General features: G+C 29.9%; 23 protein-coding genes. 8 read left to right on the forward strand and 15 right to left on the reverse strand.

The window, feature by feature from the left end; translation table 11 throughout:
* The 4 genes from WBQ70_RS02970 to WBQ70_RS02985 form a co-directional block, all read left to right on the forward strand.
* Window positions 1-866 (forward strand): Ig-like domain-containing protein (locus tag WBQ70_RS02970; RefSeq protein ID WP_423910344.1); only part of this gene is annotated, 866 nt, incomplete at its 5' end.
* A 192-nt stretch (window positions 867-1,058) separates the two neighbouring features.
* Window positions 1,059-1,418 carry a DUF2200 domain-containing protein gene (locus WBQ70_RS02975; RefSeq protein WP_423910347.1) on the forward strand — a complete coding sequence of 120 codons (360 nt, stop codon included), beginning with the start codon at window positions 1,059-1,061 and terminating at the stop codon, window positions 1,416-1,418.
* Window positions 1,419-1,499: 81 nt separating this feature from the next.
* Window positions 1,500-1,739, forward strand: a complete 240-nt coding sequence (locus WBQ70_RS02980) for a hypothetical protein (RefSeq protein ID WP_423910349.1) — start codon at window positions 1,500-1,502, stop codon at window positions 1,737-1,739.
* A gap of 10 nt (window positions 1,740-1,749) precedes the next feature.
* Complete coding sequence (locus WBQ70_RS02985; protein WP_423910352.1) at window positions 1,750-2,565, forward strand: helix-turn-helix transcriptional regulator; 816 nt, start codon at window positions 1,750-1,752, stop codon at window positions 2,563-2,565.
* 26 nt (window positions 2,566-2,591) lie between these two features.
* On the opposite strand, the gene WBQ70_RS02990 is transcribed toward WBQ70_RS02985, so the two are convergent.
* Genes WBQ70_RS02990 through WBQ70_RS03000 form a run of 3 tightly spaced genes read right to left on the reverse strand, consistent with a single transcriptional unit; the run spans window position 2,592 to window position 3,584 of the window.
* The gene (locus WBQ70_RS02990; RefSeq protein WP_423910355.1) at window positions 2,592-2,930 is read right to left on the reverse strand and encodes a hypothetical protein; all 339 of its coding nucleotides are present in this window, start codon (window positions 2,928-2,930) and stop codon (window positions 2,592-2,594) included.
* A 25-nt stretch (window positions 2,931-2,955) separates the two neighbouring features.
* Window positions 2,956-3,306: a hypothetical protein gene (locus WBQ70_RS02995; protein WP_423910358.1), complete on the reverse strand. Its 351-nt coding sequence runs from the start codon at window positions 3,304-3,306 to the stop codon at window positions 2,956-2,958.
* An 8-nt stretch (window positions 3,307-3,314) separates the two neighbouring features.
* Window positions 3,315-3,584 carry a YtxH domain-containing protein gene (locus tag WBQ70_RS03000; RefSeq protein WP_423910361.1) on the reverse strand — a complete coding sequence of 90 codons (270 nt, stop codon included), beginning with the start codon at window positions 3,582-3,584 and terminating at the stop codon, window positions 3,315-3,317.
* Between the two features lie 756 nt (window positions 3,585-4,340).
* On the opposite strand from WBQ70_RS03000, the gene WBQ70_RS03005 reads away from it, so the two are divergent.
* The 3 genes from WBQ70_RS03005 (at window position 4,341) to WBQ70_RS03015 (ending at window position 5,907) form a co-directional block, all read left to right on the forward strand.
* Window positions 4,341-4,496 (forward strand): hypothetical protein, encoded by a 156-nt coding sequence (locus WBQ70_RS03005; RefSeq protein WP_423910364.1) that lies wholly within the window; start codon window positions 4,341-4,343, stop codon window positions 4,494-4,496.
* 62 nt (window positions 4,497-4,558) lie between these two features.
* Window positions 4,559-5,566 (forward strand): helix-turn-helix domain-containing protein, encoded by a 1,008-nt coding sequence (locus WBQ70_RS03010; RefSeq protein ID WP_423910367.1) that lies wholly within the window; start codon window positions 4,559-4,561, stop codon window positions 5,564-5,566.
* Between the two features lie 179 nt (window positions 5,567-5,745).
* Window positions 5,746-5,907 (forward strand): DUF1328 domain-containing protein, encoded by a 162-nt coding sequence (locus tag WBQ70_RS03015; protein ID WP_423910369.1) that lies wholly within the window; start codon window positions 5,746-5,748, stop codon window positions 5,905-5,907.
* Window positions 5,908-6,029: 122 nt separating this feature from the next.
* Here the strand turns inward: WBQ70_RS03015 and WBQ70_RS03020 are convergent, their stop codons facing one another.
* The 12 genes from WBQ70_RS03020 to WBQ70_RS03075 all read right to left on the reverse strand — a co-directional run bounded on the left by WBQ70_RS03020 (window position 6,030) and on the right by WBQ70_RS03075 (window position 23,133).
* A complete protein-coding gene (locus WBQ70_RS03020) occupies window positions 6,030-7,448 on the reverse strand; it encodes a DUF748 domain-containing protein (protein WP_423910372.1) in 1,419 nt (472 codons plus the stop codon).
* A gap of 222 nt (window positions 7,449-7,670) precedes the next feature.
* A complete protein-coding gene (locus WBQ70_RS03025) occupies window positions 7,671-8,012 on the reverse strand; it encodes a hypothetical protein (protein WP_423910374.1) in 342 nt (113 codons plus the stop codon).
* Window positions 8,013-8,164: 152 nt separating this feature from the next.
* A complete protein-coding gene (locus WBQ70_RS03030; RefSeq protein WP_423910376.1) occupies window positions 8,165-9,043 on the reverse strand; it encodes a mechanosensitive ion channel family protein in 879 nt (292 codons plus the stop codon).
* A 1-nt stretch (window position 9,044) separates the two neighbouring features.
* Window positions 9,045-10,868 carry an SLC13 family permease gene (locus tag WBQ70_RS03035; RefSeq protein WP_423910379.1) on the reverse strand — a complete coding sequence of 608 codons (1,824 nt, stop codon included), beginning with the start codon at window positions 10,866-10,868 and terminating at the stop codon, window positions 9,045-9,047.
* Window positions 10,869-10,952: 84 nt separating this feature from the next.
* Window positions 10,953-11,978, reverse strand: coding sequence for an AI-2E family transporter (locus tag WBQ70_RS03040; RefSeq protein WP_423910382.1), 1,026 nt, complete (start codon window positions 11,976-11,978; stop codon window positions 10,953-10,955).
* A 480-nt stretch (window positions 11,979-12,458) separates the two neighbouring features.
* Window positions 12,459-12,842 carry a response regulator gene (locus WBQ70_RS03045; RefSeq protein ID WP_423910385.1) on the reverse strand — a complete coding sequence of 128 codons (384 nt, stop codon included), beginning with the start codon at window positions 12,840-12,842 and terminating at the stop codon, window positions 12,459-12,461.
* A gap of 62 nt (window positions 12,843-12,904) precedes the next feature.
* Entirely contained in the window at window positions 12,905-16,492 is a 3,588-nt protein-coding gene (locus WBQ70_RS03050; protein ID WP_423910388.1) for a PAS domain S-box protein, read from the reverse strand.
* A 262-nt stretch (window positions 16,493-16,754) separates the two neighbouring features.
* Window positions 16,755-17,276: an NADPH-dependent FMN reductase gene (locus WBQ70_RS03055; protein WP_423910391.1), complete on the reverse strand. Its 522-nt coding sequence runs from the start codon at window positions 17,274-17,276 to the stop codon at window positions 16,755-16,757.
* A gap of 312 nt (window positions 17,277-17,588) precedes the next feature.
* The gene (ychF, locus tag WBQ70_RS03060; RefSeq protein ID WP_423910393.1) at window positions 17,589-18,683 is read right to left on the reverse strand and encodes a redox-regulated ATPase YchF; all 1,095 of its coding nucleotides are present in this window, start codon (window positions 18,681-18,683) and stop codon (window positions 17,589-17,591) included.
* A gap of 100 nt (window positions 18,684-18,783) precedes the next feature.
* Complete coding sequence (locus WBQ70_RS03065) at window positions 18,784-19,947, reverse strand: hypothetical protein (protein ID WP_423910396.1); 1,164 nt, start codon at window positions 19,945-19,947, stop codon at window positions 18,784-18,786.
* A 255-nt stretch (window positions 19,948-20,202) separates the two neighbouring features.
* Window positions 20,203-22,506: a right-handed parallel beta-helix repeat-containing protein gene (locus tag WBQ70_RS03070; protein WP_423910398.1), complete on the reverse strand. Its 2,304-nt coding sequence runs from the start codon at window positions 22,504-22,506 to the stop codon at window positions 20,203-20,205.
* A gap of 276 nt (window positions 22,507-22,782) precedes the next feature.
* A complete protein-coding gene (locus WBQ70_RS03075; protein WP_423910401.1) occupies window positions 22,783-23,133 on the reverse strand; it encodes a 4Fe-4S dicluster domain-containing protein in 351 nt (116 codons plus the stop codon).
* 159 nt (window positions 23,134-23,292) lie between these two features.
* On the opposite strand from WBQ70_RS03075, the gene WBQ70_RS03080 reads away from it, so the two are divergent.
* Complete coding sequence (locus WBQ70_RS03080; RefSeq protein ID WP_423910404.1) at window positions 23,293-24,351, forward strand: acyl-CoA reductase; 1,059 nt, start codon at window positions 23,293-23,295, stop codon at window positions 24,349-24,351.
* The last annotated feature ends 71 nt before the right edge of the window (window positions 24,352-24,422 follow it).

Below are 24,422 nucleotides of genomic sequence, written 5' to 3' on the forward strand. Positions count from 1 at the left end.
ATAATGCAAACCATGCTGTTAATCCTTTAACTGACCCAGATGCTAGCAAACAATTAGCAGGTATGCCAACAACAATGTCAGTCGATTATGTACGTGTTTGGACTAAAACAGGAACTTCTACTGGTCCAAGTCAAGTTGCGGTAACTAATGTAAACGTGGCACCAACAACGGTTACTCTTGAGGTAAATGCTACTAAATCCTTAACAGCGAACATAACACCTTCAAATGCAACTAATAAAAATGTAACTTGGCAATCAAATGACGCAACTGTTGCAACGGTAAATGCAGCAGGATTAGTGACTGCAAGAAAAGTTGGAAATGCTACAATTACTGTTAAAACTGAAAATGGTAGCAAAACAGCAACTTGTACAGTAACTGTAAAATCTGGTACTGTATCAACTGGTAATTGTAATGTAGCTGCTTGGGTAAAAAGCAAAGCATACAAAATGGATGAAGAAGTTCTTTACAACGGAAAAACGTATAAAGCAAAGTGGAGTATCGTTAAATGTAGTCCTGACATCACTGGCTGTCCAACTGGATGGATTCTTACAGGCACTTGTACATCAGCAAATTCTAAATTAGGAATCAATATAACTAATGATACTTCTGAAGGTTCGTCCTCGGTGAATCCAATTGTTTATCCAAACCCTCTAGGAAACAATGATTTAAATATAATATTACCAAAACAATCAAATGTTAATGTGACAATTTATAACAATTTAGGCGGTGTGATATTTCAAAAAGAGTATTCAAATCAATTGGAAATTGTTATTTCTACTTCAAAATTAAACTTAGCCAAAGGAATTTACATTGTTAAATTACAAACTGAAGATCAATCATCAACTACTAATTTAATTGTAAACTAAAGCTCAAATAAACGATAATAATCTTTAAATAAAAGAGAATGAATATAGGTATGTTGCCTATATTTATTCTCTTTTTTTTATGTATTTTTAGAATTTTATAGTATTTGTTTACACATGGCTTTTGTAGAACTTTGTCTATATATTATATCGATAAGAGAGTATTTTTATTAGAAAAATGAATTTTAGACTAGAATGAATGATAAAAACAATTTAAGAGTTTACAGAATGCCTTTTGTCACTGTTTATCCTCTTTATATAAAAAAAGCAGAGCGAAAAGGGCATACAAAAGAAGAAGTAGATGAAATTATATTTTGGTTAACAGGATATAACAAACAAACATTGCAAGCAGTTATTGACAATAAAACCGACTTTCAAACCTTTTTTGAAGAAGCGCCACAAATGAATCCCAATATTTCAAAAATAACAGGAAGTATTTGCGGATATAGAGTAGAAAAAATTGAAGACAAAGTGATTCGGCAAGTTCGGTATTTAGACAAGTTGGTGGATGAATTAGCTAACGGCAAGACGATGGATAAAATCTTAAGAAAATGATTTATAAATCATACTAGGACTGTCAAAGGGTTGTCACTATAATTGAATTTCTTTGTAGTATAAATCCAAAGATTGTTCAAAATGATAGAAATATATAAAACCAACATTATCAAAAAGAAGGATTCCAAACAAATTGCTAAACAGCTTCAACAATTATTTCCTGATTATAGCATTACTTTTGATTTGGAAGATTGTGATCGTATTCTAAGAATCAATACTTTTGAAGCAATATTAGACCATAATACTATTCTAAAATTAGTATATGAAAGTGGATTTTATATTGAAATATTGTCTGATGAAATTCCAATTTTAAAAGTCTAAAAGGTAATTGATGGCATATACTGATAACATTTCGAGGCTTTCCAGATTAACGGCAATTCATTTAAAATTGCAGTCGAATTTATTTGTTTCTGTTGAGCAATTAGCGGAGCAATTCAATATTAGTATCCGCACAGTTTATAGAGATTTGGCAGCGCTAGAACAAGCCAATGTTCCGATTATAGCAGTTGAAGGAAAAGGATATACGTTAATAGACGGTTATAAAATCCCACCTGTAATGTTTACTGAATCAGAAGCTAATGCGCTGATTTTTGCCGAAAAAATGATGGCAAAAACTAAAGATGAATCACTCATAAATGAGTTCAATAAAGCCATTGAAAAAGTAAAAGCGGTATTGCGAAAAGATCAAAAAACAAAAGCTGATTTTTTGTCTAATAGAACCATTATCGGAAAAAATTGGCAAAACCAAAAAACGAGTAACTTCTTGTCAACTGTACAACATGCTTTGACCAATTTTGAAGTGTTAAAAATTGGGTATTTGAAAGAATCTGACACAAACCCTATTGTACGAGAAATTGAGCCTTTTGCTATTTATCATAGTTTTTCTGAAGATTGGATTGTAGTGGCTTGGTGTCGTTTGCGAACAGAATTTCGAAATTTCAGAATTGATAGAATGAAAACGGTAGTGTGTTTACACGAAAATTTCTCGCCTCATAAAATGACAATGGAAGAATATGGCGAAATTCAACGAAAAAAATATATAGATAAAAACAGTCTTGAGAACACTACTAATATTACCCATAAATCTTGTTTTGATGAAGTCAATAATGACACCAATAAAACGGCGGTTTTACGTAAGTTTCCTTAACCCCAGTTTTTATCACATTCCCCTATTTATGGGTGATTGTGTACTTTTTTTGAAATAAGATTTGTTATACCATATTGCACAAGATACCCTACTATTTTTTTAAAAGTAGACTTAGGTTTACCAATTAATAGTTTTTTAGTCAAATACCCTCCAGCTAGGCTTGTAACCAATTGTAAAATATTAGACTTTACTTCTGGAAATTGCTTAAGATCCTCTAAAGTATCATTTAATATAGTGCTAGGTTTAACACTTTTATAAGTAACTTCCATCTGGTCTTTTAGCGCATCTAACTTTATTTTTCGCTCCATTTTTACACGAGCAATTGTTGCGTCTAATTCCGTATTTTGATCTTTATATTTTGCCATCTTACTTAGATTTAGATTGATGTGATTATGATTTTGTTTTCAAGAGTTTGGCTATAACTAAATTTGTTATTGGAACTTTTATAATTTTATCTTTATTATAATTAATGATAATCACTAATATTAAATAAAAAGCAGCTACTACTGAATATCCTAAATAATCTTTGCCTAGTAATTCTCCTAAATATAAGCTCAGTGCAATGTTTACTAACAAGACAAACATAACAACAAACATAAATATTACGATCCTTGAAACTATAGAGGAAAGCACATCTGCGATTTTATCAATTGAATTAAGCTTTATTAATTCGATATTAATTTCGGCATAATCTTTAGCTTTTTCATAAAGTAATTCTATGTTTGTTGCAATTGTTTCCATTTTAGTTCTTATTTATTAAGTTGATCTTTGACATTATTAAAACTATTTTTTCCTTCATTAGCCAACTCTTCTGCTCTACTTAGCATTGAATCGTACTTCTCTGTAAAGTTTCCTAAAACTTCTTTTACACTGCTCGTAATAGCTTTTTTAGTATCATTTCCTTTATCAGCTATTTTTTTTCTAGTATTTTTTCCTTTATCCGGAGCAAATAATATTCCTAATGCAGCACCTACTACTACTCCACCTAATACACCTATTATTGTTTTACTTGTTTTCATCTTTGTTTTATTTAAATTATTATTTAATTACATTTATTTATAAATTGATTTAAGCTTTTGACTAAGAATTCTTTACTAAAAATGTTGTTGTTGTTTTACATCTGAATTTTATAGTAAGTACTCAATATGCTTTTGTTTAAAAAAAGAACAAATTATATATGGGTCTAAAACGGTGAACAGTTATAAAGGCCATCACAAATAAGTAAGCCACTATTGTTTCAATTTTATTTTTCATAATCATTAATTTTTAATATTTCAACATTACAAAGGTGCAATGGATTTCAAATTAATTCATTATGTAAATTTTTATAAAGTTTATAAAATTCCCATATTAAGTAACGTATCCCAAAATAAATTCTTCAATATAAGTAGTATATATAATGAGTAGCTGAGTAAATTTGAAGGTTCCATCTATATATCCTCAACCCTTTGTTCATCATTCATAAAAGGTCTATTCAAGTCAAAAAAAAAGAGTATTCGACAAAAGAATAGTATGTTTTAAAAGAGTCTCGATTAGAATTACATCATAATAAAAATAGTAAACTCTAACAGGTATTTCAGTTTATTCGATTAGTACGATTAATTCAGGAGTTTAACTCCTATAAAATATATTTTGACCAAATCAAAAATAGTAGTTAGAAAACATAATTATTATAATTATATAAAACAATGGAGTAATTCTATAACAGAATATACTGACTCTTGTTGCAATTTTGTAGAAAACAGGAATAGTATAAAAAATAAAAAAAAGCAACAATGAAAGATTCAACTATAAATACGAAACAAAATGCTATTATAAAAAGAACGTTGAGTCTTGATGAATTCATTGTAAAATACATAGGCTCTAGTAAAATTGAAATTAAAAATTTAAAAAAATTGCCTTTCGATTTGAAAAAATGGTTGCAAAAATAAAAGGATTTTCTATAAGAAGTCCCCACTCTTTACAATTAGCCTAATTAAAAAAATATTCTCTTATGAAAACAATTGCTCTCACTTCAAATAATATATCCCGTGCTTTTGAACAAATACAAGCACAATTAGGTGGCAAACTCGAAATAACATCAAAAGAGTATAAATTAGAAATAAACAACGAAATAGGAAAAGGTTTTATCACAGGTATGACAGTTGAACCTGCCATATGCTATATCGATTACGAAATGGAGTTTAAAGAAGATGTTTCCTTTGTCTACAAGCAAGACAACGTGGATTCTATTCATTTTGGATATTGTTCTAAAGGGCAACTTACGCAATGTTTTGGTGAAGATGGGAAAAAGAAAAAATTGGAACAATTTCAAACCGGAATTTTTTCTAATGCTTTTAACCAAAATGCTTTTTTAAGTTTTAATAAAAATCAAGAAGTAAAAGTTTCCATGATAACCGTGAATACTTTATCGGTTTTTGATAAAGAACTAAAAGAACAATTGATAAATACTTTTATAAGAAGTAAAGAAAACGAACCCCTTTCATATGTTGGTTCTTTAAATTTAAAGATTATTGAAAAAATTCAGCAGCTTAATGCTATTAGCCAAAAGGGAATTATTCGTAATCTACTAATAAACAGTACTATATATTTAATTTTAGCATTAGAAATAGAACAACACAAATATGATTTAACAAATTCGGACACTGCGCATAATTCGCTTTCACAATCAGATCTAGTAATCGTTAAAAATGTGTCGGAATATATCACAACGAATCCTGAGATTCAATACAGCTTGAAATATTTATGCCAACGATTTAGCTTGTCACCGTTTAAATTACAGGAGGGTTTCAAAATTATGCATAATAGAACCGTGACGGATTTCATCAGAAATGTGAGAGTAGAAGTTGCCGAAAATTTGATACGAACTTCCGAGTTAAATATTTCTGAAATAGTTTATTCTGTGGGGCTTTCAAGTCGAAGTTATTTTTCCAAAATTTTCAAAGAAAAATACAACTGTAGTCCAAAGACTTATCAAAATAAACTAGCATTCACAGCATAGTGAAAAATTATTTCATAAATATAAGGACACGCCTCTCTCCCTTTTTATTGATTTACATAACTTTAACTCAAGTGGAATAGTACGTTATCATTAAAAATTTAAAATAGATTAAAAGGTGTGGTTCACTTACTGAATATTCATTATAACCTAAATAGTATTAACCTAAAAAATCGAAAATTATGTTACGTTGGACAATTACATTTATTATATTAGCTTTAATAGCTGGTGTACTAGGATTTGGCGGAATCGCTGCAGGAGCAGCAAGTATCGCAAAAATTTTATTCTTCATTTTTATTGTATTATTCATTCTTTCTTTAATTAGAGGAAGAGGTGGAAAATAACTTTATTTCCAAGGCAGAAAATTTTGTCCTTAGGATTAAAATATGAAGAGATAGTTTTATTATTCTCTAATAAAAAAGTTAGTCAAGATGGAATCTTTAAAGAGGATTTTTCTTGATTAACTTTATTTTTTCCCATCGCCAGTAAGTGTACTAATAATACCGCTTTTTACATTGATCCATAAGTAATTAAAAAATGATTTCGTTGGTTCTCTTTCAGTTTGTATTTCTCCTAAACGAAAATCTTCTGGATTCTCTTTAGAATCTTCTTTTATAAAAAGACTCCCTATAGCGGTCAAGAATTTATTTATTTTATTACTATCCTTACGCAATATTTTGAAATTGAAATCTTCATATTTCATTTTAATAATTCCTTTAGAATCATGATTATTACCTTGAAAATTGAAATACATTTGTTTTAATGTTCCTTCGGCTAATGCATTCAAATTAGGTTTAAAAAAAGGATTTAACACTTTCGCGTCTAAAGAATTTACCGAACCGTTAACTAAAAATTCATCGGATTTATTGTTAATATCAAAACTCCAATTTAAGGTCAAAGGAGCCTGTCCCATCAGTTTAGACTTGACTTTAATTTCTGTTTTTTTCGTACTTTTAAAAGTTGATAGCTGGTAGATACTTGCATCAACCTCATCAAAAAATAACTTTCCTGCTTTTGCCTTTGGATCCACTAACTCTGCATAAGAAATGTATCCTTTTTTAATTTCTATCCGATTTATATATAAGTCAAATGTTAAATTTCTTAAAGACTCACTATATAATGGCTTTACTGTTAAATCATCAGCAATTAGTTTGTCTCTATAGATTTCTAGATTTGGTTTTACGATTTGAGCCCATTTGACTGAAATACCAAATCTCTTTTTATTCCAATCAAAAACAGGTTTTTCTATATTAATTTGTGGTATTTTCAAATTAATATAATCTCGCTCTTTTTTTAAATGCTTAGACAATTCCGTTTTAGAATATTTAGGAATAATTTGAAAATCAGTAATCATCAGTTTGCCTTCATTTGTAGATAAATCGTCAATTTTGATTATAGAATAATCGTTGTTATTCAAAATTACTTTCGTTGCTTTCAGTACGTAATGATCATAAGTAATTGCTCGATCTTCAGATTGCAACTCCATATTGCTACCAAAAAAAGAAAAATCACATGAGGGAAGTGCTATTTTGATGCTATCCTGCCCTTTTTTCATCACATTCAAGCGTCCATTGATAATGGCTAATTCCTCAATAGAGAGTAATTTTAATCCTTTTTCTTGGGAGTTCTTTTGAGTCTTTTTTGAAACAATATGTTTATAGGGATAATTATTGAACGTAGGATTTGTCAAGACCACTTTTTGAATTGCAAGAGTTTCATTCATTAACAAATCCCAATAGCCAATACCTACTACTTGAAGACTTTCTGTATTTAAATAAGAATGAAATTGTTGAGCTTCTTTGTCTTTAATTTTCAATAATACATTATGAAGTGTAATGGTACCCAATAAGACATTTACATCTATATCACTATATTTTAGTGCCATAGTGGAAGGAGTCTTTTTTACAATTAAATTCTCTACATACTTTTTACTCCTCCATTGCAATAGCAAAATCACAGCAAGAATAAAAAGTATAACGAATACTATCTTCCTATTTATTTTATTTATAATTTTCATAAATGAATTAGTAATGAGGTGATTATTCTATTCCTGTATATTTTGAAACAGTAAGAAAGCAATTATCACCTCTGTCCTATTTCACTGTTTTTAAACATCTGTATTAATATTTTCTTCATTAGATATATTTTCTTCAGGTATTTTATTAAAAAAATCCGCAAGCTCTAAATCAGCAGTTGGACCGTACCCCATTAAAAACGTGCCTTTGTCACCATTTTTTGTTTTTATCACATATAAAATAGACATGTCTGAAGGATCACTCATCCCTTCATACCTATGCTCAGCTACAATATAAATAGCATTAGGCAGATATGGAGTTTTAGTATCACTATTTATAAGTTTATCATCCTCAAAATAGAAATTAGCTGTAAAACCTTTTGTCTGATAAATTTTTATGTAGTCGATTTCATGTTTGTCAAATTGATTTTTCATTTTTCTTTGTTTTAAAGTTTTTAGTACTGTTTTTCAATTTATAATTCAAATTTGCAAAAAAACAGAGAAAATCAATGACGCTATTGGTTTCAATTTTGACACAATCACTAATTAACAACAATTACATAGCAAAATCAGTTTTTAACGAATTTTTATTGTTCAAAATCCCCTTTATTTTTTTCAAACTTAAGGGTACGGATAGGAAATGGAATAGTAATTCCTTGGGCATCAAAATGTTTCTTAATGAGTTTAATTGCCGTATGACGTGCAGTATGTTCTTGCTTAATTTTCACCATATCAATCCAAAACCGTGTCATAAAATTGATGGAATAATCATCAAATTCAGTAAAAAAGAATTCGACTGTCTCCCCTTCTTTTTGTTCGAAATTTTCATTTATAATCCGTATGACTAAGTCTTCTACTACATCAAGATTACTATCATAACTTACATAGCATTTAACCGCAATTCTACTTCGGGTACTTATAGAATAATTAGTAAACGAATTTTCTACAAATTTTGAATTAGGAACTATTACATAATTATTATCCGTTTGTCGTAATACTACATTTCTAAGGGTTATTTCAGAAACAAATCCTTTGGCCTCATCAGTTTCGATGTAATCATTTATTCTTATTTTATGCATGAATGATAAGACTAACCCCCCAAAAGTATTACTTAATGTCCCTTGAAGAGCTAATCCAATAGCTAACCCTACTACTCCAGCACCTGCAAGAACACTAGTTAAGATCTTATTAAGTCCTAAAACACTCAAGGAAATAAAAAATCCAATGAGTATTACTACTATAAAGGCAATTTTACCTGAAATATTCTGAATAGATTTTTGAGCAATTCGACGTAATAAAAAATTTTGTAAAATTCTTTTAATCATCTTTGCGATAAAATAAAAACAGACCATGATAAAAATTGCCATAATTAAATTTGGCAATTTTAGAATAATCTCACTTACACCTTCGCCTATTTTATCCCAAAGCATGTTCAAGGTATCTTGTATCGAAAAAGAATCTTTCATATTATATCATTTGGGTTAAGAAAAAAGTCGCCAATAACCATAATACTATACTCAATATACCTCCTATTAAAAGAAAATGTTTAAAGTTATAATTCCCAATTCCATATATTAATGTATTTGTTTGGTAGCCCATTGGTGTAAAAAAACTAAAGTTTGAAGCAAACATAATCGTTAATATAAAAGGTTTAAAATCCAAATGCATCCCTTGAGCTAGCGATATAGCAATAGGTGTCATTATGATAGCCGTAGCATTGTTACTCACAACACCACTTAATAACATAGTTACTAAAAAAAGAGTACCAATGATGATATAATTCTGTTGACCTCCTAAAAAGAACAAAAGCTTTTCTGAAATCCACATATCAGCACCAGTATTATGCATAGCAAAACCCAAAGGAATCATACCTGCAAGTAAGAAAAATATTTGCCAATTTACTTTTTTATAAACAACATTCAAATCTAGATTTTTGGTCACTAACAATATACTTACTCCAGTTAATGCACTAACCATAATAGAAAATAATCCTGTTGCTGCTAATGTAATGACAAGGATTAAGACTCCTAACGAAAAATATTTTTTAAAATCTGAGTTTTTATTATTCATGTTATATTCTTGTAATAATACAACATTCTCCATGGATTGAAGTGCAGGAAGTTCTTCTTTTGATATTTCTACCAAGAGTCGATCTCCTACTTTTAAAACTAAGTGATTCTTTCTGCTTCTAATCATTCTTTCTTTTATGTTTACAAGCGTTTTTCTTTTTTTAATAGCTAATGGAATAGCTCCTTTTATCATAAAACTACGAATGTTTCCCAATGTTTTCCCTAGTAAAGCCGCACCGGGTAACATTAACAACTCCACAAAAACATTTTCATCAAGCACAGTTGTTGTCTTGGTTTTAGTTTCATTACTTTCAATATCTATTTCATCTTTACTTTTTTCGTCATGCACACTCAGGTTATTTGATTTTTCAATATGTTCTAAACTTTCTATATTACACATTAAAAGTAGTTCATCATTCTCCTTTAAAGTAATGTATTTACCCGGAGAGTTATGAATAAGATTCCCTCTAATGATTTGTAATAAGGAGATATTCGAATTTTCAAATAAGAAACTATCTTGAATCTTTTTCCCTATTAAGTCTGAATCTGGGTTAATACGAACTTTTGTTATATAATCATCAATTTCATAATCTGTACTCAAGTTTTTTGTATTATCCCAAGGAAGCCAACGTAATGTTAGGGTTATAAAAACAATAGAAATACATAAAAAAGTAATTCCTAATAGAGAGAACTCAAAAAAACCTATTTTTTCTGCACCTAAATTTTTAGCTACTGAATTTACAATCAAATTGGTAGATGTACCCATTAAGGTACAAGATCCACCCAAAATTCCTGCAAAGGAAATGGGTAGTAAGAGTTTTGATTGTGGAATTTTATATTTTTCTGAAAGTTGATTGACAATCTTAATAAAAACGATTACTACAGCAGTCGTACTTATGAAAGCCGAAATGGCTGCCGTAACAAACATAAATATGGGAGCTATAACATAAATAGGCATTGATTTTATTTTACCCATACTCGATGTAAGCCAATGTATTACTCCGTTTTCTTCCATAGCTATAGCCAGTATCATTAAGGCTAATACAGCTATTGTGGCACTATTTGAAAAACCACTAACTCCTTCTTCAGGAGTAACTAATCCTAACAAGATTAACGATACAATAATCAGGAATGCTATTTTGTCAATAGAGAAGACCTCAAAGACAAATAACCCTATGGTTGTCAATAGTACCAAAAACATTATAATGATATTCAAATCCATTTTGTAAATATTAATTATGGGTATTCCTTATCTTTCTATAATAAGTGATAAATAAAGTCTAAGTAACGCGCTACGGCCGAACTTTTAATTGCAGTTTGGTTTATTAGTTTCAGCATATTCTTTTTTATAAATTTGAATAACCAATAAGAATAAACTAATTAATAATGGACCAAAAATCAATCCTACAAAACCAAAAAGAGGAATTCCAATGATAACTCCGAGAAGGGTTATTAAAGGATGTACATTATCCAGTTTTTGCAATACAAATAACCGAATAATATTATCCGCTGACCCTACCACTAGCATACCATACAATAATACTCCCCATGCTTGAAAAGTATCTCCGTTAGACATGGCTAATAAAAACACAGGAATGATTCCTAAGAGACTTCCAATAAAAGGAATCATGGAACCAATAGCAACTACAACTGCCCAAAAAACAGGACTTTCAATACCAAAAATAAAAAAACCTACTAAAGAGACACCTCCCTGAGCAATAGCAACTAATGGAATCCCTAATGAATTAGAACGAACCATCTCGTTCATTCTTTTGTTTAACATGTGTAAGTTTTCTTTGCTTAAAGGAATATATTCTATTAAAGTTTTTTTAAGTTTCCTTTCATTGGTAAGCATGTAAAACAATATAAAATACATAATGGAAATAGCAATGAAGGTATTTAATGTACTTCCTAAAATACTACTGATGCCATTGGTTACGCCATTAGATATAGAAGAAGTATCAATTTGGTTTGCTATATTAAAGCCTAGACGGTGTTCCCATTGATTCAACTGTGTTTTAAAAGCCGTGATAACTTTTTCAGACTTAGCAGTAGCTTTCCCTATTTTATTACCTAACATAATGACAATACCTGCAATAGGAAGCAAAATAGTTATGAAAGATAAAAACATAAGTAAACCAGCGGCCAAACTTGGTTTCCATTTTCTTGCAACTAATTTTTCCATATAGCCTTTTAGCAATACAAATAAAGTTATTGCTCCCAATACCCCTGATAAATAGGGCATCATTTCTTTAAAAATCAAACCTCCCATTGAAAAGATCAACAATAGTGTAAATACTTGACGTATAATTTTTGGATGTATACTATTCACAAATTCTTTTTATTTTAGTTAATACTGTTTAAGACAATTTTCATTCCTCTTTCATTCCTCAAATATTGGTGTAAAAACAAGATAAAATTAACTGTATCAAATATAATAGTGACCTAAATTAACTTTTAGCGCTTTATTAAGTTAACCAAAAGTTTAAGAGCCACAAAGTCAAAAGATTAAATAATTCAATAAAAAAAATTATGTTGTAGTTGTCTGAATTAAAAATACATCTTTAAATGGAATGCATTACTTAAGACTATAATATCAATAATCTATAGCGTAAATTCAAAAATATAATGGGTATTCAATTGTTATAGAATATGACACAAACTTAATTCTCAATAAGTTCTTTAGCTTGTTCTTTTTAATTGCATATTGTTACTACTTTATTGTTTTTGCTAGATAGTAGACTCAAAAACTAAAATTTTCATGTAATAAAATAAAGGTGAAATTTAAATTATTTATTAAGTTTTTCAGATTCTAGAAATCTTTTAACATTTCTATTTTTAATGGTTTTGTTAAAAAACTTTTCACGAAAGTATATTGCATCGCACGGTTAATATCATTTTGATCATTTGATGACGAAAGCATAACAACAGTACATTCAGTATCTTCAATTATATTAAACTTAACCAATTCATCTAAAAATTCAAATCCATCCATTATAGGCATTTTAATATCTAAAAAAATTAAGTCAGGAAATTCGATTGTATTCTTATTTAGACTTTGTAAATAATCAAATGCTAAAATCGCTGATTTTTTTATCGTTATTTTATCTGCTAATTGACTTTTTGAAATAATATGGTTTGTTACATAGTTATCAATTTCATTATCATCAATAAGTAATATATGTTTCTTTTTCATTGTTATTAATCTTTAATTTAGACACAATTTTTTATTGTTTTTTTGACATCCATTTTATGCTTTCAGTTATAAATTACTGAATCAATTAGATTTGGAATCTCAATACTAATTTTTGTTCCAATACCTAATTCTGATTCTAAATCAAGGCTACCACCAAGCCTTCCAATAGCTTCTTTTACAATATATAAACCCAAGCCTGAACCTGCAGAAACTGTTGTTGCTCTATAGAACATTTCAAAAACTTTTTCTTTCTGTTTTTCTGAAATTCCAATTCCATTGTCTTCAATAAGTATAATTGCCCTACTTTTATCACAGCTAATTGTAATATTCAAAAAAGAATTATTTTTTGAAAAATCTTGATACTTAATGGCATTAGATATAATATTATTAAAAATGATGCTAATACGACTAATATCTGATACAAATATTTCATTTGAATTAAGATTCACTTCAAAATTCAATTCTTTTAATCCATCAATAAATTTATGATTTCCTTTAATATCTTGAACTAGTTTTTTTAAATTAATTTCTTGTGTTTCCAATTCAATACGTGCATTTCTAGAATAATTTAATATATCTTCAATAAAATTATCCAGTTTGAGAACGCTATTTTCTAGCATAGTCAATCTTTCTTCTAATTCAACATCTTCTTTTTCAATACTTTCCTTAGTGATCAAAATAAGACCTAACATCGATTTAAGTGGAGCACGTAAATCATGAGAGGCACTATAAACAAAACGATCTAATTCTGAGTTCGTTTTTTTTAATTCGGCATTATAATGTATCAAATCATTCTCATACTTTTTTCGCTCCGATATATCTCTATAATTAACAATGAAAGCTTCAATATTCTCGTCTTCTAACAAATTCAATACCGTCCCTTCAATCCAAATAATATGTCCTTCTTTATGAATAATACGAAATTGGATTTGCATATGAATACCCGGTGAATTATAAGACTTACCATAAAAATTTCGTAATTTTTTAAAATCTTCTGGATGTATAAATTCGAAAATTGATTTTAATTTTGTCTCTTCATTATTATAACCTGCTATACGCTCTGCTGAAGGACTTTGATATTCTATTTCTAAATTTTTATTAACCAAAACTATAGCATCACTTATATTCTCAGTTAAAACTCGATGTTTTTCCTCACTTTGTTTTAGTTCTCGCTCTGCTTTTTTGCGTTCGGACAAGTCAGTTGCAAAAACCATCACATGAGTTACTTCATTATTAAGAATTATTGGTACAAATCTTGAACGTACCCATCGCCCTACAGTTAAAGCATTTTCTATTTCTTGACTTTCTTTAGTTGCAAAACATTTATCTAATGCCTCTTTTGCAGATTGTCGACTTTCTTCAGGTAAAACTTTAATACAATTTGCCCCCAAAACTTCATCCATAGGCAAACCATTTGAAATCACTCTATTGATTGCTTCTATTTTATGAAATTTATTTACATATAAAATAATATCTGGGGAATTTAAAAACTGATTTTTAAACATTTCATCTGCTCGTTTACGTTGAGTTATAACCTCTGTAAACATAATTATACCACCTATTTCATTAGAAGATTTGTACCACGGTCGTACTTCCCATTTCAACCAGTCTACATTTCCATCAGCTCTCACAAATGAATCTTCTTCCATTGCTTCAACGCTTCCTTGAATACAACGTTGATGGATTTCTTTCCAATGCTGGGTGATTTCAGGAAAAACTTCATAATGGCTCTTTCCTACTATATTTTCTCCTTTTAAATTATAGTCTGACATCCAGCGACGACTTACTATCATGTACTTCATCTCAGTATCAAACATAGCTAATGAAGCAGGACTATGCTCTACAAACAATTGTAAAAGTTCTTTTTTTTCAAACAATTCCGCTTCAGTTTTTTTCCGCTTTGTAATATCACGTACAATACCTAAATAATTATTCCCATTCAGTAATGTTCGATTGATTTCAACATCTACTATCGTACCGTCTTTTCGTTGTATTCTAGTTTCATTTGTTGTTATTTTATTTTGTCTTAATAAATTCACCTGAACATCATGTTCCTGTTCTGCTTTATTTAACGGATAAACATCCTTTGCATTCATTCTCTGGAGTTCCTCTCGAGTGTACCCTAACAAGTCACAGGCACTCCTATTTACTTCAATAATTTTAGAATCTTTATCCACCATGAAAATAGCATCACCAGCATTCTCAATTAATGAATGGTACTTTTCTTCACTTTGTTTTAATTTATTTTGAGTTTTAACCCGCTCGGTTACATCCAAACCAAGAGATAAAATAGCTTTACGATTGTTATAAATTATTTTATGAGAAGTAATTTCTACCAACATTTCCTCTCCATTCTTTTTTATATGCCTCCAATTTACTTTTACTGTTTCTTTGCTCCCTTCGAGAGTATCTTTAGCAAATTCTTTTATTGCTTGATAATCCTCTAAAGGACGATAATCTAATACAGACATCGAATTCCACTCATCCCTAGAATATCCATATTTTTCTAACACAGCCTGATTTATTTCCAAAACTTCAAGACTTTCCATATCCCATATAATAATATGAGCAGGATTAATATTAAATAAATAACGATATTTTTCTTCTGACTCATTTACACGTAATTCTGCTTTTTTTCGCTCAGAAATATCATGAATAATAGCAAAAAAACCTTTTCCTTCCATCAAACGATTACTAATCTCAACTTCGACTTCCAAACCATTTTTTCGTTTAATTTTTCTATGAAGTAATGCAATACCATTTGTTTTAACGTTCTCAATGGCAATCTTCTGATTCTCTAATTCATTATTTGGAACAATTTGAGAAATATCCATCTGTAATAGTTCGGCTCGTGTATATCCTAGTAATTTACAAGCATACTCATTCAAGTCTATTATTTGAGTAGCTTGATCTAAAATAAGAATTGCTTCACCAGCATACTCAATTGTGTTTCGATAATTTTTTTCACTAGCAATCAATTTAGCTGAACTTTGAATTAAATCATTAATTATGCCCCTATTCTTCTTTAAAAGGTAATAAGCATAAGGAATTGCAAAGACAAAAACTAAAAAAATTATGAGTAAAATTTTCTGAAAAAAATTACTAAAAACAGCCAAAATATTTTCATCAATATTTTTAGCTTCTTCCACTTGTAATTTACGTAATTTGTTTACTTCACTTAAAACAGGATTTATAGAAGGAAATAATTCTTTTTTAAAAAAAACATTCAAAGCTACCGAATCTTTTTTGTTAAGAATCAGCATCAAATTATCTACCGCTACCGATGACTTATCTAGTAAAACGGAAGCCTTGCTAGCAATAACCTTTTCTGCTGGTGTTAAATAAGTAAGAGAATAAACACCCCAATTAACTCTTATACCTTCCTGAGCTTGATGAATTTTCTTTATGGCTTCAGGATAACTTAATTGCTTTGTTTGTGCTTGTAGCGTTAAGGAAAGTATTTTTTCTGAAAAATAACGAACATCCCCTAATTGATCCATTGGAAGTAATCTATCCGCATAAAGTTCATGGGAATTAGTATTTATTTTTTTTATTTCTAAAAAACCATAAAGACTAATTCCAATTATAAACAAAAACAAGGCGAAAAATAATACAAATAACTCTAACGAAGCTCTAATTTTATTTATCATAAACCAACACCAATAATTATTAAAATTTATGCTTTAACAAATAACTTTACAGTATTCAAAATCTCAACACAAAACGCTCCCAAATTACAAGAATTTACAATAACACACCAGTTATTATAGGACCAAAAAAAATAGTAATTCAAAAGCTTAAAACCTTACGCAACCAATTGAAGTTTAACTAATTGAAATATTTAAAAATAGGACAATTTACAAAGCTTGGTACTTAAAATTTATTTTTCATCATGTAATAAGATGTGAAATTTTATAAACTCTTAATTTTTTGTTTTAACTCATTATCAAAATCTAGATTAGAAATCTGCATCTTATCTATATCAAAATTATCATTGAAATTTGGCAACGAAAAAGTTGCTTTAATATCGGCTCCATATCTGGGAAAAGCACTTTTTGCAATTTCTAAAACAGTAGCTCCTCCTCTACCTCCTGGCGAAGTTGCCATCAACAGCATTGGTTTTTGTTGAAAAACTTCTTTTTGTATTCGGGTGCACCAATCGAAAATATTTTTGAAAGCTGCGGAGTAATTTCCATTATTTTCAGCCATTGAAACTATTAAAAAATCGGCGGTTGCTATTTTAGCTAGAAATGCTTTGGCATTATCATGTTGTCCGATTTCAGCTTCGATATCAACACTAAAAACTGGCATTTCAAAGTCGTTTAAATCCAATACTTCTACGTCACCATTTTCAAAAAGGGAAGCGGTATAAGTGGCTAATTTTTTATTAATAGAATTTTTACTTGGACTGGCTCCAAAGGCGATTATTTTCATGTTTTTTTTATAAATATACTGAAATTGATTTTAATCACAAAGACACCATAGATGTACTATGCTTAAATGATATTTTCTATCACCTTTTTTAAAGCTCAATCCTACCCCCGATTGAAACGAAAAGCATTTTGACAGTATTACCTATTTTTTCTTGGCAAAAAAGAGCGACCAAAGGAAGCTCCTTTTTTGTCTTAGAAAAAAAGGGAAAATGGTAAAATCTTGTAGTGAAAAGCGGGAAATAGGTACAAAAAAAAACCTGCAAAATTACTTTTGCAGGTTGCTTCTATTCTCTTTATTCTTTTCTCTAAAGAATTACACGTTAAAACGGAAATGCATTACATCACCATCTTTTACAATATATTCTTTTCCTTCCACTTTGAATTTACCCGCTTCTTTGGCTTTAGCCTCTGAACCGTAATGCACATAATCGTCGTATGAGATTACTTCTGCACGAATAAATCCTTTTTCGAAATCAGTATGGATTACTCCAGCCGCTTGAGGTGCGGTTGAACCAATGTTAATAGTCCAAGCACGAACTTCCTTAACGCCTGCTGTAAAATAGGTTTGTTGTTTCAATAATTTATAAGCTGCACGAATCAAAACTGATGCTCCTGGCTCAGTCAATCCCATATCTTCAAGAAATACTTGACGCTCTTCGTAGCTTTCTAACTCTGTAATATCTGCCTCAGCCCCTACAGAAAGAATAATCACCTCAGCATCTTCGTCTTTTACTAATTCTTTTACTTGGTCAACATATTTGTTTCCGTTAACTGCTGAGTTTTCATCAACATTACACACATACAAAACAGGTTTTGCTGTGATTAATTGAAACGATTCCATCAAAACTTCCTCGTCATTATTTTGTGGCGTGATCGTTCTTGCTGATTTAGCTTGCAACAAAGCTTCTCTGATGCGGTCTAAAAGTGCTTTTTCAGTTATTGCTTCTTTGTTTCCTGTTTTTGCAGCACGATTTACTTTCTCCAAACGTTTTTCAACAGTTTCAAGATCTTTTAACTGCAATTCAATATCAATTGTTTCTTTATCACGAATAGGATTTACATTTCCGTCAACGTGTACAATATTATCATTGTCAAAACAACGCAATACGTGAATAATAGCGTTACACTCTCTAATGTTTCCTAGGAATTGATTCCCTAATCCTTCTCCTTTACTAGCTCCTTTTACTAATCCTGCAATATCTACGATATCCACAGTTGCCATTTGCACACGCTCGGGTTTTACTAACTCTTCTAGTTTGTTGATACGTGGATCAGGTACGTTTACTACTCCAATATTTGGTTCAATAGTACAAAAAGGGAAATTTGCACTTTGCGCTTTGGCATTGGACAAACAATTAAAAAGTGTTGATTTTCCAACATTAGGTAATCCTACAATTCCTGCTTTCATGTTTTTTTTTATTTATAGAAAGTACTTTATAAGGTACGTTATGATATTTTTGCTTTTAAAAGTGTGCAAATATAGGATTTAATAAATGTATCTTAAAGGATTACAATTTATATTCTAAGGATTCTACAATTTTTTTTTCTTCATCTGTAGCAGTAAAACCAGATACATCCCAATAGTTTGTTAGAATTTTATTTTTTTTATTAAAAAGTGTTTTTTCCTTGAATACATCATTGTCATTATAAGTAAATTTTTTTCTGTCAAAATGAGTAGAAAAGAAATCGTTTTGAACTTCGTAACGTTTGATTTTATCTTTTTCAACCACATAAAAAGAAATCTCTTCTTTTGATCTTATAAAAAAGTAATCCGAATTTGTTAGTCTATAAGAAACATTTACAATTGATTTTGTATAATTTTTAGAACTGGAACCCTGTTTTTCTTTCGAATCGGACAATCTATTAGATGCCACTTTAATGGTGTATTGAATGATTATTTTTTTGTCAACATCATATATAACCTCATAATTATCTAGCTTCCCTTCTGTTCCTGTCTTAGGAATTGCTGATAAGAGTTGGTAATTTTTATTAGATGCCATTCCTTTTATTAAAAAATCATAATCCTTAATTATTTTTGAATTTAAAAGAGGTTCAAGGTATTTAAAACTAATATAATTTTCCATAATATTATTCAAATTATACCCTAACAAATCCTCACCATTAAAGTTTTCAGTCAAACCGTATGATCTATTTTGTTCTATTAATAAAACGGTTTTAATTTTTTTTTGATCATTGGTAAACTGAAAATTGACCAATCCATCATTATAATAGGAATAGATGTCATTGAATTTAAAAAATTCTCTAACATACACTTTGAGACGGGCTGGTAAAGTCAAGGCTCGTATAGAATTAGTGACAATCTTTTGTAAGGTTTTTTGAGGATTTTCTTTGGAAACTATTATTTCGTCTAGTTTATTGTCTTTGCTTTTTATATACACGACAAATTCATTTTTTTGCAATACAGCCCAACGAACAGTTTCAGGTTCATACGCAATTTCGGAGACTTCAATACTTGATGATCCATTTAGTTCAAAACTAACTTTCCCTAATTTATTGGTTACTAATATTTGCTTCGTTTTTAAGACAACGACAGTTACATTTTCAATTGGCAATAATGTTTCTATGTCTTTTACAACAAGTGAATACTCATTATTTTGTCCGAAAAGACAAGAATTAATACAAATTAAAAAAAAGAAGTAAAGTTTCTTCATAAAGTAAGGGATTAATCAAACAAATAAAAGTTGTTAATTATCATATTTAAACCCGCTAAATCAAATCTTAAAAACGGGTATTTACAACTGTACTAAACGGGTAAATTTAAAACAAAATCTAAAAAAACCAACTCATTCAACCTTATTTTCAAAAAACCTATCTATAGCTTCATACATATACTACAAAAAGCTGTCCTAGTAGACAGCTTTCATATTTCATTAATCAATACTTACTGATTAAAACACTAACAAAAACTATTTTTTTACAAATTTTGTCACGAAATGGTCACCAACTGAAACAAGGTATATCCCCGAATCTAAAAGAGCAACATCTACTACTTCATCTTCGCTAGTTGCTTTAAGGCTAGTTATTATTTTTCCAGTAATCGTATAAATTTTGATGGTATCTCCTATTGTTAATTTTTCTAATTTCAAGAAATCAGAAGTAGGATTTGGATAAACCACAATGTTCTCAGGAGCAATTTGATCTCCAAATTCATCTACCGCAAGAACTATCCCTGTATTTAATAGAACCATTGAAGAATAAGCAGGCAAGGTTACATCAGATGAAAAAGAAACATTCTTAGCGTCTTTGTATATTAAATTCCCTAAACTAATCACTTTAGCAACAGCTGTTGGGTTTACTTCAAAGCGAATAAAAGTATCAGGATCTGTACCACTACTAAATTTCAATGGTGCCACTGCTCCATTAGGTTCATAATTAGGAAATGTCGCTTTAAATGCTGACAAAAGATATTCCTTGCTTGTCCCTCCTTCTTTAGTACTTATTTCTTTGCCTCCTGTATAAGGCTGACAATAATAATTAAAATTTAATGTTCCTAAGTAGGTTCCAAAATCCGTATTCGTTATTTGGTTGCTATAGGAAGCACAATATTGCGTATTGCTTTTAGCAAAAAGGATGTTTCTTAAAAAAGTGTTATTATCTGCTCTTGCAACAGCGCCACCAGGCCCAAAGTTATTATTATAAGTCGATGATACAATTGCATTACCACAATTATATACAGTATTATCAATCACTGTATTATTCCCTGAAAGATTTGTCATGATCCCCCATGCGCCCACATTGTATACTGTATTTTGACTTATTAATTGATTATTTGAATTATTATCTACATATATTCCAGCTGTTTTAGGACTTGCACCTGCTGGATTCCCTCTGAAAGCACCTGGAGCATCGTGAACAATATTTTTAAAAATAGTATTATTGGCATTTTGATTGTTTACCGTATAAATCCCTCCTCCATCATCTTTCACAGCACAATAATTAGCCACTTCATTATACTGAACCGTAATATTCCCACCAGAAAAATTAATTCCGTGATACCCTATTCCATCTAGTTTGTTTTTCTCAATAACCGTTGCATTTCCAGTACCATTACTTATAATTCGTAATCCTGTATAAGGAATATAACTAATCGCTCCCATCCCTGCACGCATTCCAATATTAGTTATGGTGTTATTGCTAAATGTTATACCGCTACAACCTTCCCATCGTACACCAACACTATTACTATCATTTATGGTATTATTCGTAAAAGTAACATTAGTCAATGTAAATCCTAAAGTCACATATTCATTCCCATTATTAAAGGAACAATCATCAATAATAACATTAGAAATATTATTGATATTCATAACATTTTTAATTCCATTATCAAATTCTAAATTTCTAATTTCAACATACTTACTATTATTCTTTATTTCAACAGCGTATGAATCAGAAGGAATTTCAACATTCAACGTATTAGGATCAACAGTGCTGTACAAATAAAGAATTGACTTATCAGTATCATGTGCCCATTCTCCTTGCTTGTCTAAAGTATTGACATGATTTTGAAAAAAGTAACCAAAATTATCACGTACTATATTTTCACTACTACTTGTTGGACTCGATTGACTAAAAGCAACTGTACTACCGCTATGTGAAGTAACCACCTCAGACTTCATTAAATCATTCAATGTACGAATAGTAATTTCTCCTCCTTTAAAATGATCCGCAGGATAAGGTAAACTTGCACTTTCTGAAATAGAAAGATTATCAGCAGTATGTGTTTTTATCACTCTAAAACCACCATCAGTAGTGTTAAAGTTTGGTTCTCTTCCTATTTGCTGTGCATTATTGTCAATATATAAAGATGCCAATCTTTTACCTCCTACTAAGCCCAAGTTAGTTTTCCAAACATTTCCACTTACTAAAGTCCAACTCGCAACTGTCGCCGAAGCCTTAATAACAGGTTTATTCCCCGATCCGTATGATTTATAAACAATAGGATTACTAACAGTACCTATTTTTCCGTTAATCGCTAAACTCCCATTAAAAACACTTCCACATTTAAAATTTATTATTGATCCCGCTGCAAAAGCCTGACTATTCACTTTACCAACTGTTTTCCAAGGGGTACCCGAAGATGTTCCGTTATTAGAATCATTACCATTTGCACTCACATAGTAATTGGTTTGTGAAAAAACAGAATATGAAGAAAGCAATACTACTAATAAAAGAGTATGTTTTTTAAAAAGAGAATAGTTTTTTTTCATTTTGATTTTGGTATCGCTTAATGTTTATTTTGATTATAAAAAGAATTTCAGAATATATACGCAAATGTATCAAAACCCCAAAAAAAAACTATAACAAATGGTTAAAAGATTAATAAGAATAGATTATTTTATACTTTATCCCTTTGCTGACTTCGCTACATGGTTATTCCAGTTATTAAGAAACAAAAAACTATATTATCTTTAAAGTTTTATTTTTTAAACAAAAAAACCTGAGTTTATTACTCAGGTTTTTAGTATCAAAAAGTATTTTTACAATTATTCGTTGTGTAAAAACGCTTGTCTATTCAATAAAGTTTCTTCATCTTCCACATGATTATCATCAGGGATACAACAATCAACAGGACATACAGCAGCACATTGAGGCTCATCATGAAACCCTTTACATTCTGTACATTTCCCCGGTACAATATAATATACTTCATCAGAAATTGGAGTTTGCGCCTCGTCAGAATCCACTTCAGTTCCATCAGGAAGAATAACTTTTCCAGTTAATTTAGTACCATCTTTATATCTCCAATCATCAGCTCCTTCGTAAATTGCTGTATTTGGACATTCTGGTTCACATGCACCACAATTGATACATTCGTCTGTTATGATAATTGCCATTCTTTTTAGTCTTAAAGTTATAAAGTCTTAAAGTTATAGAGTCTTTTTCAAATTGTTTTAAATAAACTTTTGACTTTCGACTTTTGACTTTTGACTTTAGATTTTATTATGTTTACTTTTGTGCAAAATTACAATCAAAACATTTCATAAACAAGCAATATGACCTTAGAAACAAAAAAAAATGTTTTTGTAGCACTCGGGAAATTCCTGAGTCAATTTTCTGAGAGCGCAAACACCAGAAAAGAAGGCGTTCTAGCAAATGATGTGTTTTTTGACTCCTTTGTTGATTTAATTAAACTATCCCAGTCTCACAATGGCTGGTACACTCCTGAACAAGTCTATTTTGCATTAAAATCTTGGGCAAAAGCCTTAACTAAAGAAAATCTAGACACTTGGTTAAATACATATAATTTAGAGAACATAACTACTAAAAAAGTAGCATTAATCTTGGCAGGAAACATTCCACTGGTAGGTTTTCATGATTTTTTATCGGTTTTGATTACAGGAAATCACGCTTTGATTAAAACCTCTTCCAATGATCAGCATTTATTACCTTTTTTAGCCAAATATATTATTTATATCGAACCTGAATTTGGTAACAAAATAACTTTTATAGAAGGGAAATTAGAAAATTTTGATGCGGTAATCGCAACTGGAAGCAACAATACTGCTCGTTATTTTGAATATTATTTCAAAGACAAACCTTCGATTATTCGAAAAAGCCGAAATTCAGTCGCAGTACTAAATGGTCAGGAAACCAAAGAAGATTTAGTTGCCCTTGGCGAAGATATTTTCAGGTATTTTGGATTGGGTTGTCGCAATGTTTCTAAATTATTTGTTCCAAAAGGATATTCCTTTGACGCTTTTTTTGACGCTTTATTTGAGTACCAAGACGTGATACATTATGAAAAATATGCTAATAATTACGATTATAACAAGGCTGTTTTCTTGATGAGCAATTTCAAACTGCTTGACAATGGCTTTTTAACTATCAAAGAAGACAGTAGCCACGCCTCCCCTATTTCGAGCGTGTTTTATGAATATTATGATGACCTTGTAACACTGGAACAAAAATTAGATTTGGAAGCCGAAAATCTTCAATGTATAGTAAGCAACAATCTGACAAAAAACAGTATTGTTTTTGGCCAAACACAACAGCCAAATTTATGGGATTACGCAGATAATATCGATACTATATCGTTTTTGTTAATAACCTAAGGAAAAATTTAATAATTATTATGAATAATTTAATGTTTATTCGAGTACTATTACCGAAATTTGCATTTTAA

This window comes from Flavobacterium sp. (assembly GCF_049590715.1).
Lineage (GTDB): Bacteria > Bacteroidota > Bacteroidia > Flavobacteriales > Flavobacteriaceae > Flavobacterium.